This is a genomic window from Prevotella heparinolytica (assembly GCF_004342845.1).
GTDB classification, from domain to species: Bacteria; Bacteroidota; Bacteroidia; order Bacteroidales; family Bacteroidaceae; genus Bacteroides; species Bacteroides heparinolyticus.
Genome location: NZ_SLXB01000001.1, coordinates 242,383 through 261,881, shown reverse-complemented (window position 1 = coordinate 261,881; position 19,499 = coordinate 242,383). Strand labels below are relative to the sequence as shown.

Genomic DNA, 19,499 nt, shown 5'->3' with positions numbered 1-19,499 from the left:
CAAATATAGCAACATCCTGCCATACCGAAGGGTATAACAGGATGCTTTTTAGGGTAGGTTTTGTTATCTTTTCAAGGTGGTGATGGATTCTCGCAACTTCAACACATTGTTTGTTTTCTGTGTCAAGGCGGCCACATCGGCACTCAGCTCCGCTTTGATGTCGCGCGAAGAAGCACCTATCAGGAGTTTATAAGTTCCACCGTCTACTACCCACGAAGCAGACGCCTCGTCGTAAGAAGCCAAATCGGCTGCTTTCACCTGCAAAGTGACGACTGCCGTTTCTCCCGGTTTCAGTTCTCTTGTCTTGGCAAAGGCTTTCAGTTCCTTTTCCGGCTTATTCATCTTGGCACTGTTGGGGGCAGCTGCATAAAGCTGAACCACCTCTTTGCCGGCAAACTTGCCCGTGTTCTTCACCTCTACGGTAACAGTGAGCAGTCCGTCGTCCTGTTTCACCGCCGGATTGGCATACTCGAACGTGGTATAAGAAAGGCCATAGCCGAACGGATAGGAAACCTGCTTGCCGAAACTGTCGAAATAGCGATAACCCACGTAAATGTCTTCCTCGTAACGGGTGTAATCCACATCTTTTAAATCGTACTTCTTTTCGCCTTGATTGGCTGTGACAATATCTATATTAGAAGTTAAATTGATGGGAAAATTACTCGTAGAAGCATGGTCTTCAAACCATATGGGAAATGTCATGGCCAGTTTTCCACTGGGCGAAACCTTACCGCTCAATACATCCATCACACTATTGCCACCTTCTTGTCCACCCTGCCAAGCACAAAGAATAGCATCCGGCCAAGCTTTCCACGAAGCAGTTTCGATGGCACCACCTATATTAAGGATAACAACCACTTTCTTTCCGGTAGCATGGAAAACCCTACAAACATCTTGTATGAGCTGCTGATTCTCTTTACTCAAATAAAAGTTCGATGACTCCCGGTCAAGAAATTCACCGGAACCACGGCCTATGGTAATGAAAGCAATATCCATCTGTGCCGCTAAGTCCTTTAGGCGTGAAGTTTCAAACACTTTTTCGACCGGCAGTATCACCGGCATGAAAGCGGAATATTTCTCTTTTTTCGGTGTCAACCGAATCTTTTCGGCAGCTATATGCATTTCATACTCTTTCTTTAACTGCTCATCAGTTTCATATCCTGCATTCTTCAACCCTTCAAATAAAGATGCCGTATAGGCACGATTCACGTTACCCGAACCGGTACCTCCCGCTATATAATCGTAAGAAGCACAACCGAAGAGAGCAACACGCCTTATTTGAGCAGATAACGGCAGAGTGGCATTCTCGTTTTTCAGCAGAACCATACCTTCCGTAGCACTTTGGCGCGTAATGGCGGCATGTGTTTTCAAATCAGGTTTGTTAGAGAATTTATATCCCTTAAAACGAGGGGTTTGCAGAATCATTTCAAGAATGCGTTTGACATTCCGATCGAGTATAGCTTCATCTAGATTACCGGTCTTGACACCTTCTACAATGGCTTGATACTGTTTATCATAACCCGGTTGCAACATGTCGTTGCCCGCTTTCATCTGCGCTACAGCATCCTTACCGCCAAACCAGTCGGTCATCACCATGCCTGCAAATCCCCATTCATCACGTAGAATTGTGGTCTGCAACTCCGCGTTCTCAGAAGTATAAACACCGTTCAGATAGTTATAAGAAGACATCACCGTCCACGGCTGCGACTCTTTCACGGCTATTTCAAATCCTTTCAGGTAGATTTCGCGCAAAGCACGGGGCGATACTTGCGCATCGTTTCCCATGCGATTTGTTTCTTGATTGTTTACCGCAAAGTGTTTAACAGAAGTTCCCACTCCGTTGCTTTGCACGCCACGCACGTATGCTGCAGCAATCTTTCCGGAAATCAACGGGTCTTCCGAATAATACTCGAAGTTACGCCCGCAAAGCGGGTTGCGCTGAATGTTCAAAGCCGGAGCAAGCAGCACATCCACACCATATTCCAGCACCTCGTTTCCGATAGCTTTGCCCACGTTCTCTACCAAATCCTGATTCCAAGTAGCTGCCAACAACGTTCCGATAGGGAAGTGAGTACAATAGTAAGTAGCCGAATCACCATCCCGCTTCGGATTGATGCGTAATCCGGCAGGCCCGTCCGCCAACACCACGGCAGGAATGCCGAGACGTTCGATCGGATAAGTCGTACCCGCAGCGCCGGGAACCAAACTGTGAGTCTCGCCTACTACAGCACTGTCACCACCATCAAAGCCCGCCATACCGGTTCCTATAACCAGATGCGCCTTTTCTTCCAAGGTCATGGCAGCAATTACATCATCGAGGGATGATTTTCCGAGTTGCGGCACTTTCGGACCGCAAGCCGACAACACAGTGATGGCACACGCCATTGATAATAAATGTTTCTTCATGATATACGTTTATTGAATAAGGTTTATTTGAATAACTGCGGTGCAAACTCCGTCAGGTAGATACGCCAGTTCTTCCAGATATGCCCCTCTCCGGTCTCATAATAGGAATATTTATAGCCTTTCTCATCCAGCATCTTGCGGTAGTCTTCATTGGCCTTGTACAGGAAGTCGGTCTTGCCGATGGCAATCCAGTAGAGAGCCGGTTTCTTGGAGAACTGCACCTTCAGCTTGCCCTCTATGTCTTCGTACACCGGAGACTTGGCATCCTTATTGGGCATGATGGCGGCAGAGAACAGACCTACATAGTCGAACATGTCGGGATATTGCTTGGATATGTGCATGGAATGGAAACCACCCATCGACAATCCGGCAATGGCACGGTTCTTCTTGTTGGCAACAGTACGGAAATTCTTGTCGATGAACTTCACCACATCCGGAAAAGCGGCCTCGAAAGAGCCTTCCATCGTTTTAGGCAGCTGCATGTTGGGAGCAGCGAAGCCCAGAGACGATTCGCCCGGTGCAGCTTCCTGCGCGGCATTGCCGTTGGTCATCACAACAATCATAGGTTTGGCCTTGCCTTGCGCAATAAGGTTATCAAGAATTTGCGAAGTGCGTCCAAGAGCAATCCAAGCTTCTTCATCTCCACCCATGCCGTGAAGCAGGTAAAATACGGGGTAACGCTTGCCGCTCGTCTCATAGCCGGCAGGAGTGTAGACTGTGAGGCGGCGATTGATGCCCAGCGTAGGGCTGTCATACCACATACGTCTCACTGTTCCGTGGGGCACTTTATTCACCTTATACAGGTCGGCACGGTCACCACCGATGATGAACACGTTGGTCACGGAAGCAACGTCACGAATCATGTAGACATTACTCGGATCCATTATCTTCAAATCATTCACGATAAAAGAGTAGCTGTAAAGCTCCGGCTTCAAAGGTTCGGGAGTGGTAAACTCCCACACACCGTCCTTGCCTTCCTTCAGGTCGGCCACACCCGGTCCGTCGAACTCACCGAACGGAGTCTTGATCTTCTGCGTAGGCAGGAAATCGCCGGTAACCTGTACTTTCACCGCTTTCGGCGCTTTCAGGCGGAACGTTACGGTGTTGTTATCATGAATCTCCGGCGAAACGACCGGAGCGCCTCCCCAGAGGGCTTGCTGTGCAAAAGTCATTGCACACATCAGCAACAAGGCTGACAAAAGAGAGATTCTTTTCATTGTGTAATATTTAATCTTTAGATTCTTGATATTATGGGTTTATAAAGTGTCATCGTATCAGCCAGTCAGGCAAACAGCCCGTTCCTCCTATCTTCCAAAACTGCGGGAGACAAAAGGCAGGCAAGTGTAGAGCGCCGAATGCCAGTACTCGGATGTATGTCCGCCATCACGCACACGGAATTGGCACGGTATCTGCGCCTTGCGCATGGCTTGGAAGAACTCAATGTTGCGGTCGAGCAGGAAATCATCGTCACCACAATCTACAAACCACTGCACGGAGCGCAATTGCTCTTTACGTGCATCGTCAGCTTCTTCTACATACTTCACGCAACTATGCTCCATCACCGACTTCGTCAACAGGCTCATTTTATCGTCCGGATTCGGTGACGGATTCTCCGAACCTGCCGGGATATTCATCAAGGCACTCATCGCATAAGCGGCGCAATACATATCCGAATAACGTTGTGCATAGCTCGTTGTTCCGCCTCCACCCATGGAAAGCCCGGCAATGGCACGGTGTTGTTTATCGCCAACCACCCGGTAATTCTTTTCAATATACGGAAGGAACTCTTTGTAGAAGAAGTCTTCATACGCCCACCCCGGCATGTTGAAATAGCCGTTCCATACACCTGTATAGATATTGCCTCCGGCGTTGGGAGAGACGATGATCATTTCACAAGCTTCACCGGAAGCCACCAACCGGTCCATTACATCTTTCACCCGTTGATCAGTAAACCAGCTGGTATTGACTCCCATCATGCCATGCAACAGATAAAGTATAGGATACTTTCTTGTAGCATCTGTTTCATAACTCTTAGGAAGATAAATGGTGAACTGCCGGTTTGCACCCAATATCTCACTATAGATACTGTCGGTCACGACCTTACTTTGCGCCCCCCAATCGGGGAATTGCGCCTTTGCCCCCCATAACATACAAAGGGCCAAAATGGAAAGGATTAATCTTTTCATGATATAATTTTAAGAAATATGCTACAAAGAAGTTAACTTCCTTGCTAAAACCAATTGATTTATATCAATTTCTTGTATAAATTCATATTGTGGCATCACCAGCCTTCGTTCTGTTTCATCTTAGGATTCAAACGCATTTCTGTTGCCGGAATAGGTAACAAGTAGTGCTTGCTCTTAAATCCATAACGATTATGGTCGGTATTGTACTGTTTATATTCTACTACTACGTTGTCCGGACCGTCCCCCATGCCTTTATTTATCAATAGAGGCGTCTTAGAACCTTGATCTCTCAATAAAGCCTCAGCATCTTTCCAACGGATAATATCTTGGTAACGAGTGTACTCACAGCAAAGTTCCAAACGCTTCTCCAACTTGATGGCTGTCATGTCGGCTGTTTTGGCGGGCAGTTTGGCACGGGTGCGCACTTCGTTCAAGCAAGCATCCGCCTCAGCCTGCTTCCCTGCTTTCAGGTTTGCCTCAGCGGCAAGCAACAACACTTCGGCATAACGCATCCAGCGGTAATTGTTGTAGGAGCACCAAAAAGTAATGGGTGCTTCCGATGAAGAGTAACGACGTTTCCACAAGAAATATCCCTCGTTAATAATACTATTTCCTTTGGGAAGCCTTACTCCTAATTTAGTCATTTGTTCGTATGTCTTCATCGTCTGATTCAGGCGATAACCATCTACCCCCTCTTCAGCCACAAAAGCATCATACAGTGATTTCTGAGGAACCATGAATCCCCAACCGGTATCTTTATAATCAGCAAAAGCCGGTGACGATGCCGCCAATTTGTCCATACGCCAATGATTCATCACTTCATAGAAGCTGAATTCATCCCAAGCATTGCTTGGATCGAAGATACGGTTACTTTCCAGCATGCTCTCGCTATTACCTTCGGCCAGATAGGTCAAAATATTCTGATAATCGCCTTTATAAAGAGCATATTTCCCACTGCTGCGAACCTCATTCAAGACTTTAGCAGCATCTTCATACTTCTCTTGCCACAAGTAAGCCTTTCCTAAAATTGTTTGAGCCACTTGCTTGGTGATACGCCACGTAGTGTTGTCGTTGACGTCTTTCTTTTCTTCCAAATAACCCGAAGAAATTGATTCTGTCAAATCCGTCTCTACCAAGTTCCACAAATCGGCCTTAGATGATTTGGCAATCTGATATTCGCTGGACGTCAATTCATGATCGACCAATGGCACCTCACCCCACATGGAAATCAAGTCGAAGTAGGCAAAAGCACGGAAGAAATGAGCTTCCGCACACGCTTTCTTCTTAATGTCGGAGTCCGGCTTAACATGGCCTAAAATGACATTCGCTTTATAGATCTGGCTATAATAGCTCTCCCACACACCGCGGATAAAGTCTTGATCTGACCCGAACGAATACTCATTACAGCCTTCCAACTGGGCATTATCGTTGCGACCTCCGCCACCTGCCCATACATCATCGGACAAAGAGGATTTCAACATGGTATAATTATAGTATGTACTCTTCAGCTGAATATAGAGCGCATCGGCAGCCGTCTGTGCCTGCACATCCGTCCGGTAGTAGGAAGAATAGTCCAACACCCCCTTTTGAGGAATATCCAGTTTGTCTTCACACGAAGTTGTGCCCAGCGTAAACAAAGAGGCAAGTATCAAGGTATAATGTTTTACTTTCATATTTTAGATTGCTTTTAGGATTAGAAACGATTAGAATGTCACACTCAAGCCAAGTACCACTTTCTTTGAATTGGGATAACTTCCCTTATCCAATCCAAGTGCATTGCCCACTCCCGTTACTTCAGGGTCAAAGCCGGGATAGTTGGTGAAGGTGAAGAAATCTTCCAACGAACCGTAGATACGGAGATTATCGATCGCCGCCTTTTTGGTCAGAGCCTTCGGGAAAGTATAGCCCAGCTGCATCTGCTTTATTTTGAAGAACGAGCCATCGAATACAGAACCGGAAGAAGTCATGAACTTGGTATAGTCGGTAGCATTGGCTCTCGGCAAAGTACCGCCTTTGTTCTTATCGGACCAGCAATCGTTCGTAAAGTAAGTAAGCTTATTCAGGTTATAATCTACACGGTTCAAACCGCAATAAACGTCGTTCCCTTTCGAGCCTGTACCGAAGAGGATGAAGTCGAAGCCTTTCCATCCGGCTGTCAATGTGATACCGTAAGTGAAATCGGCAATACCTTTACCTATCTCTGTTTTATCATTGTCGGTGATCACTCCGTCGCCATCCTGATCTTCGAACATCGGTTCACCCGTAGCTTTATCCACGCCCGTGTACTTGTATCCATAGAAGTACCAAGCCGGCTTGCCTACCTCAAAACGGGTAACGGCACCATAGGTTATCAAGGTCGCTCCATCAATGGCGGCCAACGATTCGTGGATATAAGTCACCTTATTCTTCAAAGTGGCTATATTACCACGAATACTATAATTCAAATTGCCAATCCTGTCTTGCCATCCAAGTTCCAATTCAAGACCTTTGTTGGTGATATTACCGGCATTGACCGGAGAGAATGTGTTACCAACCACGGTAGATGCTTTTGTTCCGGACACGATCAAGTCCTTGGTCTCTTTATTGAAATAGTCGGCAGATAATGACAGGCGTCCGTTGAGGAAACGTGCATCAATACCGATATTGGTCTGTTCGGATGTCTCCCATTTAAGCTGGTCGTTACCGGTAGCGGTAGGAGCATAACCGTTGATGTAATGGAAGCTGTTATTGTTGCCAACGGCCAAATGACCGGTGCTGTTCACTGATACATTCCAAAGATAGCCTCCCAAAGAAGCGGTCGAACCGTTCTGTCCCCAGCTTGCACGGAATTTCAATTGTGACAGCCAGTCCTCCGTACCTTTCATGAACTCTTCCTGAGAAACCACCCAGCCCAACGATAAGGCAGGGAAATATCCCCAACGCTTGCCTTTAGGCAGCACGGAAAGGTCGGCAGCATCGGCACGCAGAGAGAACTGAGCCATATACTTGCCTCCATAGTCATAATTGAAACGACCGAAATAGGCCAACTTACGGATATAGGAAGGTTCGCCTCCTTCAATTTCCTTAGATGCGTCCGAAGTGGCATATGCAAAATAGTAGAAGAGAGGATCGTCCTGCAGGAAGCCCAGATTCTTGTCATCGCCTTTCTTGTTACCATTGACACCGAATGCGCGGCTTTGGCTATAAGAAGTACCCAACATCACCGTTCCATGATGCTTGCCAAAAGTACGTGAATAGTTCAGGAAGTTCTCCCACTGCCAATATACGGCATTGTTGTCGGCGGCATTCACCTGAATATAGTCTTGTTTGGCCGTACCGTGGTAATAATAATCTTGTGCCACTCCATAAGAAGAGGTGGAAGCCAGACGATAGCCTAAGCGAGAAGTAACGGTCAGCCCTTCGAAAGGCATAAAGTTCAAGTAAGTAGAACCATTGATGTTGAAACCTCTGTTCTTTGTGTAAGAGCGGTCGCGCATCACAAAAGGATTGATGGCCTCTGCATTGCCAGTAAAGGCTGAAATGCCATACAGATTTCCTTTTCCGTCGCCCATCATATTGCGGTGAAGAGCGTAGACGGTAGCCATGTGCTCCGGCAATTGGTCAATGGCATAAACCGGTTTTGTCAACGGGTCGAGTTGCAATACAGAGAGCAACAGACTGCCATATTCGTTGCCTTCGGCCACAGACTGGCTCTTATAATGCTCAATCTGATTGTTTGTACCTACTTCCAGCCAAGGCTTGATTTTCCAATCGGCATTCACCATACCTGTCAGACGTTCATACATATCGGAATTGCCCACTACCATACCGTCATTGTTCAAATGTGACATGGACAGATAGAACGAACCCTTTTCGCTACCACCTTGGAAAGTGACATTGTGACGCATCATAGAGCTTTTCTCAAAAGCCACGTCCGCCCAGTCCGTATCGGTCTTTCCATCCCAATGCAAGTCGAACGCACTTTCAGCAATCTTGCCCGATGCGAGGAAGTGTTCTTTATATTGTTGCGCATTCATCACCTCGGGCACTTTTCCAAGGCTCTGCGAAGTATATTGGAAATCATACGTGATCTTACCGTTACCTTTTCCTTTCTTGGTAGAGATCAGGATGACACCGTTACCGGCTGCCGCACCGTAAATAGCTGCCGATGCACCGTCCTTCAGTACTTCCATAGACTCGATGTCGTTAGGATCGATACCGCCTATGTCCGAAGCGATACGTCCGTCAACAACATACAATGGGTCACTGGCGCCATTAGAGCTTACACCACGGATACGAACCGAAGGCGAAGCACCGGGTTTGGCCGAAGCACTGAGCACCTGCACACCCGCAGTCTTTCCTTGAAGAGCCTGTTCGGCGCGAGTGATGGTACGCGCTTCCATATCTTCTGCCTTAACCGAAGATACCGCACCTGTCAGCGAGCTTTTCTTTTGCACACCGTAACCTACGACCACCACTTCTTCCAATGTTTTGGAATCTTCTTTCAATGTGATATCCATCACTCCGGCCACCGCTTTTTTCTCTTGCGTGATATAGCCGATGTATGAATAAATAATGATAGCACCCTCGCGCACCGATAACGCATAGTTACCGTCCATATCGGTGATCACACCGTTGGCTGTTCCTTTCTCAAGGACACTCACGCCAATCATTGGTTCGTTCAGCTCATCAGTAATCCTACCAGTCACCTTTATATGCCCCTGAGCCAGCATAAAAGGTATGCACATCAAAAGAAAAGCTACTGATACCACCAGCCTTTTCACTGCATTGTTTTTCATAAATTTTCTCATTGTTTCTAATTAGATTGGTTAATAAAAGATGTTGCCCCTTATCAAAAGCCACGTGTAGGAAATGCCCTTACCACTTCCAGCAAATTCTTGTCGTGGTTGTATTTTATTTCGGAGGTATTATTAAAGAACATGGTAGCACCTTTCTCTGCAGTAAAAGGTTCCCATGCAGGCAGTCCATCGGCATTCGGGTTGCCCGTTTTAGCAAAGTTAATCCATGCGCTACTCATCTTCTCGCCCAAGGCTTGCGCCTCGGCACCGCCACCGGTCATGCCTGCATGGCGCACCACATTGTTGAAGACAAAAGGTATTTCCATGCAGTGGGTACTGCGAAACATGCCATCCAATACAGGCGATTCCCAAGCGAACAGGTACATATAGACAGGTGCACCCTGCTGAGCGGCTTTCAGCTTGGCTTGCTCCACGGCACCCGGACGGAAAACGAAATCCACGTCTATCAGATCTTTGGGCTGATAAGAAGGATAGGCTTTCTCAAAAGCTTTCAGGAAGTCATCGGTGCGGCCGGCGTATTTCTTCTTTAGGTGTTCCACAGCTTCTTCCTTGCTGATGGAACGGAAAGAAGGTACATAGGTGCTCATCGTAAACTCGTGCAGCGTAGTACCTATCATCATGGGGATGTTCTGCGACTGCGCCGGTGCCTGCGGGTCGAAAGGCTGTGCGGGAAGCACGCTGCCATCCACCGTCGGTGCCCAACCGAAGATAAAGGAAGCTACTCCTTCCTTCTCGGCTTCGGCACGTACTTTGGCAATGGCTTTCTCTCCGGCTGCAAGAAGGGTCTCATAAGAAATCTTCTGTATCTCATCGATCCGTGAAGCTTCCAATCCCAATGCCTCGACCGTGGCCGTGCCTATGCGACGCGAATATTTGGCCTCCATGGTGCGCAACATGGAACCACTCTGCACAATAGCCTTATGGAACAGGCCGGCAGCCGAGGGAGTGGCCAATAAGGTAGACACCTTTCCTCCACCGCCCGACTGCCCGAAGATGGTCACATTAGAGGCATCTCCACCAAAAGCGGCAATGTTCTTATTGAGCCATTGAAGCGCAGCTACCAAATCGAGCAGACCGACATTGCCCGACTTTAAATACTTCTCGCCATAGGCCGACAAGTCCAGAAAGCCCAATGCATTTAAACGATGGTTCAGCGTCACCACCACAACGTCGCCTTTCTTTGCCAGGTTCGTCCCGTCGTACGAAGGCAGTTCCTGACCGGAACCGGCCGCATAGCCTCCTCCGTGCAGCCATACCATGACGGGGCGCTTCTTGCCGTCGTTCACGCCCGGTGTCCAGATGTTCACACGCAGGCAGTTCTCGTCGGGATAGCCGTCATCCCAGTTGAAGGCAAACGCCTGCTCATCACTATACCATCCCATACGCTTGCCTTGCGGACAAGTAGGCCCGTAAGCACGGCTGCTGCGGATGCCCTCCCACTTGTCGGCTGCCACGGGTGGCATGAAACGTTCGGCCTTGGCATAGGGAACACCTTTATATATATAGATACCGTTTTCCACATATCCGCCCACTTTGCCCGATTCGGTTTCGGCAACAGCTATCGTCGAAGAGGCTGTTATCTCTCCGCCTTGCATGCAAGCGTCTGGTTTCTCTATCTTGGATGTTCCTCCGCACGAGGAAAGAAGAACGGCAGAAAATGCCAATGCTGATAAGAAATGCTTTTTCATATTATGTATTAGTTTGTTGTTGTTTTACGATTGCAATATTAGCGCATTCTTTCCGAGCCGACTTGCTATTGTATTCAAACGGCTTTCCTCGATGTTCAAAACTACTTTCCTTTGTGTTCAAATGTTTACAGATTTGTTCAAAACATGCTGTCCGACAATATCTGTCTCGTTTTTTATGGTTATTTTCGCACTCCACATCAAAGTGCATCACCGAAAAGCTACGGGATGCTTTACCTTGATAGCTTTAGATAGATATGAAACACATTCAGTACTTGTTTTTATTGTGTTTGATTGCTGCTTGTCGCCCGTCGAGCACGAAGACCGCTCCTGATAGCGGAATAGAAAGTCCTGTCATTACCAACGACCTCTCCAACCAGAAAGTCACCGCCTTTGCCGAAGATGCGCAAGGACATATATGGATGGGAACGTTCAGGGGACTGAACAAATACAACGTACATGAGTATCACCAATATTACTGTACGGACGACTCGCTGGACCTGCCCGACAATCAAATAAACGACCTCTTCCGCGACTCGAAAGGAAGGTTGTGGGTAGTGACCGTAAACGGTACCAGCCTATATACCGACAAAGACAATTTCCGCCGCATCCCGATCAACATCACCAACAAGAACGGACTACAAATACTCGAAAATAAGGAAGGACGGATTTTCTTGAACATGATGCACCACCTGGCCGTGTACAACCCCGAAACGGAAGAGTTCGACATACCCATCACAAACTTCGACCACCATCACACCTACAACCTGTTCTGCTTCATAGACCAAAGCAACAAGCTTTGGGCAGTGAACCCGATAGCGATGCGTTGCTACAACTCGTCCACATTGGCTCAGGAAGACTCCATCCCGTTAAACAATACCTCCGCTTATTTCTTCATGAGAGACAATGGAGAACTGTGGTTGGCAGGAAACCATCAACTGACCCTGTTTGATACGCACACGCGCAAATTCATCGAAACCCCTAAAGCCATCCGCGAACACCGGCTGCTGGCACACGCCAACATCAACTACATACATCCTTACGGTAGCAACAGCCTTTTGCTGAATACCGCCAAACAAGGGATGTTTCTCTACAACCATCAGGAGGGCCGAGTGATACATCAGGATGAAAACGGATTTCCTTTCGAGGCACCTCGCTTCAACATAAGCAAGATGTTCACCGACTCGCAGAAGAACCTCTGGATAGGTTCCGTAGATCAGGGTTACACCGTGTGCTACAACTACAAGGAGCGTTTCAACACCAACAACTACCTTAAATCGTGCTTGGAGAACAAGTCGGTGAAATCCGTGGCTGTGGACAAGGAACGGAACCTCTGGATAGCCACCCTGTCGGACGGAATGTATATGTACAACATGGACAGCAAGGAGGTGAAACGGATAGACATGCGGCAGCTCTTCAAACAGGACTATTCGGAGAAAACAGATGTGACGCACATCTTCGTGGACAACGATAACAACATCTGGTTGGGCGCACTCCTTGCAAGCAAGGTGCTGAAGTGCCGTTACCTGAACGGCGTGTTGCAAGCCGAAAGCACCTACGACGTTTTTATGCCGATGTCTTTTGCCCAAGACAGCCGGGGCACGCTCTGGGTGGGGACATTGAGCTATCTGTTCTATGCTATGAGGCAGAATGAGAAAACGTTCACACCGGTGCAGACGTTCCCGCAGATGGGCACGTTCATCCCCGGCATACTGCCACTGAGCAACGGGAAGATATGGGTGGCCTCTTTCATGAATCCTATAAAGCAGATAAACCCGGACACTTGGAGGAATGAAGACAATCCCTTCGGCGAAGAAGAGTGGAAGGCTTGCATACGGCGTTCGGTCTTCATCCCGACGGCTCTCGTCAAAGACAGCCGGGAGGATATTTGGATAGGTACCGTCAGCAACGGATTACTGCATTACTCTCCAGCCACCGGCAAACTGCGGACGGTGGAGGGAACGCCTTGTCTGGACATATCGAGCATTGAGGAAGACGCACAAGGCAATATCTGGGTTGGCACACAATACGGATTGGGCAAGTATGACCGCACGGTAGAGAAATTCACCAATTACTATGCTGCTGACGGCATAGGCGGCAACCAATTCTACGACCGTTGTTCGTGCCGACTGCCCGACGGGACACTGGTATTCGGCGGTACGCACGGCCTGACTTTCTTCAATCCCATCGACGTGAGCAGCAAGCGAAGCATACCGCTGCTCTTCGAGGATCTGAAGATTCACAACCGAACAGCACACCCGCAAGACGGCAAAAACATCGACAAGCACCTTTCGTACAGGCCCGACATACGGCTGAATCACAACGAAAACGGGTTCAGTATCTCCTTTGCGGCATTGGACTACTGCGAGCATGAACGCGTGCACTATTATTACTGTATGGAGGGTTTCGACAAATACTGGATAGACGCCCGCAACAACCGCGAGGCCTATTATGCCAATCTTCCCGCAGGAACTTACACCTTCAAAGTGAAGATTACCAACAACGACAAAAGCATCGTGGAAACGGAAAACTCCATACGCGTCATCGTGAAACCTGCCCCATGGATGACGTGGTGGGCATGGTGTCTCTACCTGCTTGTTGCCACCACCATCATCGGCTTCTTCATCCGCTTCGGGCTGCGCATCAAACAAGAAAAAGAAGCAGCCCGGCGCGCCCAATTGGAGAAGGAACAGGAACAACGGGTGAACAAGATGAACATGAGTTTCTTTGCCAACATCTCGCACGAATTCCGCACACCGCTCACCATGATTTCGGGCCCGGTGACGCAATTATGCGAAAATCCCAAGATAGAGGACGAAAACAAGCAGTTGCTCTACATCGTTCAACGCAGCGTGAGGCGCATGCTGAGGCTCGTAAACCAACTGATGGACTTCAACAAGTTAGAGAACGATACCCTGAAACTACAAGTGAGGCGGACGGATATAATCTCGCAATTGCAACATTTCGTGGACATTTTCCGCATCAATGCCAACGAGAAGGGTATCACCTTGAATACTTACGGGTTAGAGGACAGCTTCCTAATGTGGTTGGATGTGGATAAGCTGGATAAGATTGTGGGCAATCTCCTTTCCAATGCCTTAAAGTTCACTCCTAACGGAGGAAAGGTGGAGCTTTGCTTCGACGTCGTGACGCGCGAAGAGGCCGGACGCATCTTCTCTCTGACGGAAAAGGACGTCGATACGCAATACGTCAAGATATCCGTGGCAGACAGTGGCAACGGCATTCCTCAAGAGCAGTTGGAGAAGGTATTTGAGCGTTACTACCAACTGAACAACCAAACCGGCGGAACCTACAACTGGGGCACCGGCATAGGCTTGTACTACGCCCGCAGCCTGGCTCTGCTTCACCACGGCTACCTGAAGGCCGGCAACCGCAGTGAAGGAGGTGGAGCCGTCTTCACCCTGCTGCTGCCGGTGAACGACCTTGCATATAGTCCCGAAGAGCGCACCCCCTCCGAAGAAGAGCAGAGCATGGCATTCCCGCTGCAAACCCAAGAGCAATTCCGATTGGAAGATACGGAAGATGGCAAGAAGCAGACCTTGTTAGTGGTGGACGACGACACCGAAGTGGCTCATTACCTGAAAGCCTTGCTGTCGCCCTTCTATAAGATTGTCTGCCGCTTCGATGCCGACAGCGCTTTCAAGGCCATGAGCGAAGAAGCCCCCGACCTTGTGCTGAGCGACGTGGTGATGCCCGGACGAACCGGTTACGACCTCTGCCGCCAGATAAAGGAAGACTTGCAGCTCTGCCATATCCCCGTGATATTGGTGACAGCCAAAGCCACGGTAGAGAGCCAAGTGGAAGGGCTTGACACCGGAGCGGACGCATACGTGACGAAACCTTTTGAGCCTAACTACTTGCTGGCGCTCATCAAGTCGCAACTAAAGAACCGGGAAAAAGTGCGCAACCTCCTGAGCCGATATACCCAAACGGACAAGATAGAGGAGAACGTGCTGTCGCCCCAAGACAACTCGTTCATGACGGAGCTTTACCACCTGATGGAGAACGAGCTGTCGAACCCGGAACTGGATGTGGCACGTATGACCGAACTGCTGAAAATCTCGCGCACCAAGTTCTACTACAAGGTAAAGGGACTGACGGGCGAGAATCCCAGCGTCTTCTTCAAGACCTACAAGCTGAACCGCGCCGCCGAGCTGATAAAAGAGGGCAGATATACCGTTTCGGAAATAGCCGACATGACGGGATTCAGCACACTGCCGCACTTCTCGACCAGCTTCAAGAGACAGTTCGGGATAGCACCGAGCGAATATGGCAAATAAACAAAAAAAGCGAGAAGCGGGAGGCAACAGGAATCACAAATCATCTTCCAATGCCGTGCTTTTGGCATAGGCCGTGCTTTTAGCTTCAAAGAAGTCGGTCTTCACCATATTGGCATTGGAGTATTGCGACACCCAGCGCATGCTCTCAGGCTCCTTGCGATGGTCTTCGTACAAGAAGCCGAAGCCCAAGCTGTGCCAACGCAGGTTGCCGAGATAAAGGATATATTCCTCCAGCATCTGCTTGTTGAGTCCCTGTATGTCGTCGCCTATGACGTATTGCCCCCACTCGATCTCCTGCCTCACGCCTTCGCGCATCATGCTTTCGTACACGCCTATCTTATCGGGAGTGAAGAGTTCGGGTTCTTCTTTCTTCAGTTCCAAGATGATGTTGCGGAACAGCCACAGATGGGTGTTCTCGTCGCGGTTGATATAGCGTATCTCTTGGGCCGAGCCCGACATCTTGCCGTTGCGGCTCAGGTTATAGAAGAACATGAAGCCGCTATAAAAGTAAATGCCTTCGAGGATGTAGTTGGCAATCAGCGTCTTCATCAGCGTGAAACCGTCCTGACTATTCTGAAAATCATTGTAACAATTGCCGATAAACGTGTTTCGCTTCAGCAGATGTTCATCCGTTTTCCATTGATAGAGGATGTCGTTACGTTCTTCCGGACTGCAAATAGAGTCGAGCATATAGCTGTAGCTCTGGCTGTGTACGCACTCCTGAAAGGCTTGTATGTGCAGACAGAGATTCACTTCGTTTGCCGTGATGTATTCGCTTATGGTAGGCAGGTTGTTGCTTTGAAGCGAGTCGAGGAAAACAAGGAAACTCAGAATCTTGTCGTAGGCCGTGCGTTCGGCTTTCTCCAGATGGGGATAATCCTTTATGTCTTGAGTGAGATTGATTTCTTCGGGTATCCAGAAGTTGTTCATGGCCTGCCGGTACCAGTCGCTCACCCACTTGTAGCGCATGTTGTTGAAGTCGTTCAGATTGGTCGTATTGCCGCCAATCATTTTCCTGAAGCGGAGTTCGATATCGCCTTCGGGATTAAAAAGAGCGTTCTTTTTCAGTTTTTTTATTTCCATAATCGTTCGTTTTGGTTAGGATGCACAACTTTCACATTCTTCTACTTCCAAGGACTTGCTGCGGACGTAATATACGGTCTTCACTCCGCACTCCCAAGCCAGCAGATAGAGATTCAAAAGTTGGCGCATGGTGAATTCGTTGGTGATGTACAGGTTCATGCTTTGCGCCTGGTCTATATGCCGTTGGCGGATGCCCGCAGCACGCACGCTCCACGATTGTTCCAGCAGATAGGCGTCTTTGTAGAGCCAATAGGTTTTGTCGGAGAGGCCGGGCGCCACCCGCGGAAGCATGGCTCCTTTTTTCTCTTCGAGGAAGAAACGTTTCATCACCGGGTCGATGCCCGCCGTGGTTCCGGCAATGATGCCGGTGCTGCTGGTGGGGGCAACGGCCAGAAGATAAGCGTTCCGCATCCCCTCTGTGGCAACGGACGCCGCCAGTTGCCTCCATTGGGGCGAATCGTATCCGCGCTTGACGAAGTAGCTGCCCGTCTGCCAGTCGCTTCCTTCAAAACAGGCGTACTTTCCTTTCTCCTTGGCCAGCTCCATGCTGGCACGGATGGCGGCATAGTTGATGCGCTCGAACACCTTATCCATGAAGCGGAGATGTTCTTCGCTCTCCCAACGGATGCCGCGCAGGGCGAGCGCATGGTGATAGCCGCTGACGCCCAGACCGATGCTGCGGTAGCGGTGGTTCGTGATTTGCGCGAAAGGCAACGGGTAGAAGTTCAAGTCGATGACGTTGTCCAATGCCCGGACCACGGTTGCCACCTTTTCCTGCATGCGCTCCTCATCCTCCAAAGGCAAGTGCCCCAACGAGAGGCTGGCAAGGTTGCAGACCACAAAGTCGCCGGGGCGGACCGTCTTCACCACCACCGTATCGCCATCCGTCGTCCGGATATCGGTAGAGACGGATTCGATGGCCGACATGTTCTGCGCTATCTCCGTGCAGAGGTTGGAGCAGTAGATGATGCCTTTATGGGGATTGGGGTTGGCCCGGTTCACCGTATCACGGTTGAAAGTAAAGGGTGTGCCTGTTTCCACGGCGGAACGGAGTATCAGCCTCACGATGTCTTTCAGGCTCATGCTGCGGCGGGATAGGCGCGGGTCGTTCACGCAGTCCCGATACCTCCGCTCCCACTCTTCTCCGTAATAATCTTCGAGGCAATAGCCTTTCACGGTCATGATTTCATTGGGGCAGAACAGGTGCCATTGGTTGTTCAGGTCTTCTTTCGCCATCTGCCAGAAGAGGTCGGGATAGCACACGGCGGGAAAAATGTCGTGCGCCTTCATGCGGTCGTCTCCGTTGTTGGTGCGGAGCTGCAAGAATTCGGGCAGGTCTTTGTGCCAAACATCGAGGTAGACGGCCACGGCACCCTGCCGCATTCCCAATTGGTCGACGGCCACGGCAGTGTCGTTCACCAGCTTCATCCAGCGGATGACACCTCCGGCCACGCCTTTGAAGCCCCGGATGTTTCCACCCGTGGCGCGCACCTTGCCGAAGTACATGCCCATGCCGCCGCCGAACTTGCTTACGGTGGCAAAGTTGTCGATGCTGCGGTATATGCCTTCGAGGCTGTCGGGCACGGTATCGATGAAGCAACTGGAGAGCTGATGGTAGGGCTTCCGGGCATTGGAAAGGGTGGGCGTTGCCATGGTCACTTCCAGCAGGCTCAGCATATCGTAGAATTTCCTCACCCACTCCAGCCGGTCGTGCTTTTCGGGCAGGGCCAGATGCAAGGCGATGCCCAGAAACATCTCCTGCACCGACTCCATCAGTTCCGCCGAACGTGTGCGGATGAGGTATCGCTTATAGAGCAAGTCCAGCCCCGAATAGTTGAAGAGCTTGTCGCGTTCGGGACGGATAAACCCGAAAGCCGTTTCTATCTCCTGCCGCGAGTAGGAGGCGAGAATGTAACTGCCGTACAAAGCCGCGTCCGTGAGGAAACTCAGTTTATCGTAATAAGATTGAATGCCGGTTCTCTCCGCCTGCGCTTTCAGCTCTTTCGCCATACGGAAGCCGAGCAGCCGGGCGGCGATAAACTCCCAGTCGGGGGCTTCCTGCGTGGTGAGTTCCACGGCTGCCTTAATGAGCATCGCCAGCCGTTCTTCGGCCGCCATGTCGGGCTTGCAGAAACCTGTGAACTTCTCGGCCAAGATATTCAGGCTGTATTCACTGCCCGTAAAGTCGTTTTGTATCTCTTTCAGCACATGGGCCACGGCCTCTTCTTTCGCTCCGTCAACAATCTGCGTGAGGGCTTTCCTCCGCTCGGTGCGCTGCCAGCGATAAAGTATGTAGCTTTTGGCCTCGGCATAGAAGCCGTGTTCCATCAAACTGCGCTCTACCTCGTCCTGAATGCACTCCACCGCACGTTTGTCTTCGTTCCGGTTCAGGAACTGCTCCACTTCATCGGTAATGGCGCGGAGGGCTTCGTCAGTAATGTCCTTGCCCGTGCCGACAAAACTTTTGCGTATGGCAATGGCTATTTTTTCTCTGTTATAGGACTCCACAGTCCCATTCCTTTTAACTATCTGCATGTGATGTTTTTGGATTTGAATAAAAAATACTCGTACACTTTTGCCGCCGTTCCCTAATCCCACGAGCGGAAGCGGCTTTTCGAGAATGGCAGGTCTTCTGACTAACTCCTCGTTTCCGGCGCCTTCCCGCAATCTCAAACGCAGTTTTCAAGAATGCAGTGGCAACAGGTTGTGCCGGAAATTTAGGCGGAGTTTCACAGCAGCGGGACTGTTCGGGATTTCCACCCGATTCCCTTTTAATCCGGACGGAGGGAAAATCCGCCCGAAACCATTTCAGGGACAAAGATAGCACAAATTGGAATTATTACATTATCAAAACTGCTTAAAAAAGCATCATCTGCCGGTTACTTGAAAATGAGCGGGAGGCTTCCCGAAGCACATCTTTCTTTTCAAAAAATCATACCAAAACAGATTCCGGTGCAACCATAAAAAATCAAAAAAAGAAGGTTAGGCAAGCTCAGTCCCATATCGAGGCTACATGAGTCGTATACTGATGTATGATCA

Annotated in this window: 9 protein-coding genes and 1 riboswitch; of the genes, 1 reads left to right on the top strand and 8 read right to left on the bottom strand. The window is 49.5% G+C overall.

Annotation, left to right across the window (positions count from 1 at the left end):
* Positions 1 to 63 precede the first annotated feature (63 nt).
* From EV202_RS00995 to EV202_RS00970, 6 genes are all read right to left on the bottom strand, one after another.
* The gene (locus EV202_RS00995) at positions 64 to 2,406 is read right to left on the bottom strand and encodes a glycoside hydrolase family 3 C-terminal domain-containing protein (RefSeq protein WP_131924757.1); all 2,343 of its coding nucleotides are present in this window, start codon (positions 2,404 to 2,406) and stop codon (positions 64 to 66) included.
* Between the two features lie 23 nt (positions 2,407 to 2,429).
* Positions 2,430 to 3,623: an esterase gene (locus EV202_RS00990; protein WP_106069722.1), complete on the bottom strand. Its 1,194-nt coding sequence runs from the start codon at positions 3,621 to 3,623 to the stop codon at positions 2,430 to 2,432.
* An 87-nt stretch (positions 3,624 to 3,710) separates the two neighbouring features.
* Positions 3,711 to 4,592, bottom strand: a complete 882-nt coding sequence (locus EV202_RS00985) for an alpha/beta hydrolase (RefSeq protein ID WP_131924754.1) — start codon at positions 4,590 to 4,592, stop codon at positions 3,711 to 3,713.
* A gap of 95 nt (positions 4,593 to 4,687) precedes the next feature.
* Complete coding sequence (locus EV202_RS00980) at positions 4,688 to 6,265, bottom strand: RagB/SusD family nutrient uptake outer membrane protein (RefSeq protein WP_131924751.1); 1,578 nt, start codon at positions 6,263 to 6,265, stop codon at positions 4,688 to 4,690.
* Positions 6,266 to 6,295: 30 nt separating this feature from the next.
* Positions 6,296 to 9,370, bottom strand: coding sequence for a SusC/RagA family TonB-linked outer membrane protein (locus EV202_RS00975; RefSeq protein ID WP_394364498.1), 3,075 nt, complete (start codon positions 9,368 to 9,370; stop codon positions 6,296 to 6,298).
* A 53-nt stretch (positions 9,371 to 9,423) separates the two neighbouring features.
* Positions 9,424 to 11,079, bottom strand: a complete 1,656-nt coding sequence (locus EV202_RS00970; protein ID WP_131924745.1) for a carboxylesterase/lipase family protein — start codon at positions 11,077 to 11,079, stop codon at positions 9,424 to 9,426.
* 254 nt (positions 11,080 to 11,333) lie between these two features.
* On the opposite strand from EV202_RS00970, the gene EV202_RS00965 reads away from it, so the two are divergent.
* Positions 11,334 to 15,377, top strand: coding sequence for a hybrid sensor histidine kinase/response regulator transcription factor (locus tag EV202_RS00965; protein ID WP_131924742.1), 4,044 nt, complete (start codon positions 11,334 to 11,336; stop codon positions 15,375 to 15,377).
* A 33-nt stretch (positions 15,378 to 15,410) separates the two neighbouring features.
* Here the strand turns inward: EV202_RS00965 and EV202_RS00960 are convergent, their stop codons facing one another.
* Both EV202_RS00960 and EV202_RS00955 read right to left on the bottom strand, forming a co-directional pair.
* A complete protein-coding gene (locus EV202_RS00960) occupies positions 15,411 to 16,460 on the bottom strand; it encodes a ribonucleotide-diphosphate reductase subunit beta (protein WP_131924739.1) in 1,050 nt (349 codons plus the stop codon).
* Positions 16,461 to 16,475: 15 nt separating this feature from the next.
* Complete coding sequence (locus EV202_RS00955; protein ID WP_131924736.1) at positions 16,476 to 18,995, bottom strand: ribonucleoside-diphosphate reductase subunit alpha; 2,520 nt, start codon at positions 18,993 to 18,995, stop codon at positions 16,476 to 16,478.
* 70 nt (positions 18,996 to 19,065) lie between these two features.
* Positions 19,066 to 19,283: riboswitch (cobalamin riboswitch) on the bottom strand.
* Positions 19,284 to 19,499 lie beyond the last annotated feature (216 nt).

Excerpts from the sequence above, each read along its gene's own strand:
- EV202_RS00995 (WP_131924757.1), bottom strand. The coding sequence starts at position 2,406 with ATGAAGAAACATTTATTATCAATGGCGTGTGCCATCACTGTGTTGTCG.
- EV202_RS00975 (WP_394364498.1), bottom strand. The coding sequence starts at position 9,370 with ATGAAAAACAATGCAGTGAAAAGGCTGGTGGTATCAGTAGCTTTTCTT.
- EV202_RS00970 (WP_131924745.1), bottom strand. The coding sequence starts at position 11,079 with ATGAAAAAGCATTTCTTATCAGCATTGGCATTTTCTGCCGTTCTTCTT.
- EV202_RS00955 (WP_131924736.1), bottom strand. The coding sequence starts at position 18,995 with ATGCAGATAGTTAAAAGGAATGGGACTGTGGAGTCCTATAACAGAGAA.
- EV202_RS00960 (WP_131924739.1), bottom strand. The coding sequence starts at position 16,460 with ATGGAAATAAAAAAACTGAAAAAGAACGCTCTTTTTAATCCCGAAGGC.
- EV202_RS00985 (WP_131924754.1), bottom strand. The coding sequence starts at position 4,592 with ATGAAAAGATTAATCCTTTCCATTTTGGCCCTTTGTATGTTATGGGGG.
- EV202_RS00990 (WP_106069722.1), bottom strand. The coding sequence starts at position 3,623 with ATGAAAAGAATCTCTCTTTTGTCAGCCTTGTTGCTGATGTGTGCAATG.
- EV202_RS00965 (WP_131924742.1), top strand. The coding sequence starts at position 11,334 with ATGAAACACATTCAGTACTTGTTTTTATTGTGTTTGATTGCTGCTTGT.
- EV202_RS00980 (WP_131924751.1), bottom strand. The coding sequence starts at position 6,265 with ATGAAAGTAAAACATTATACCTTGATACTTGCCTCTTTGTTTACGCTG.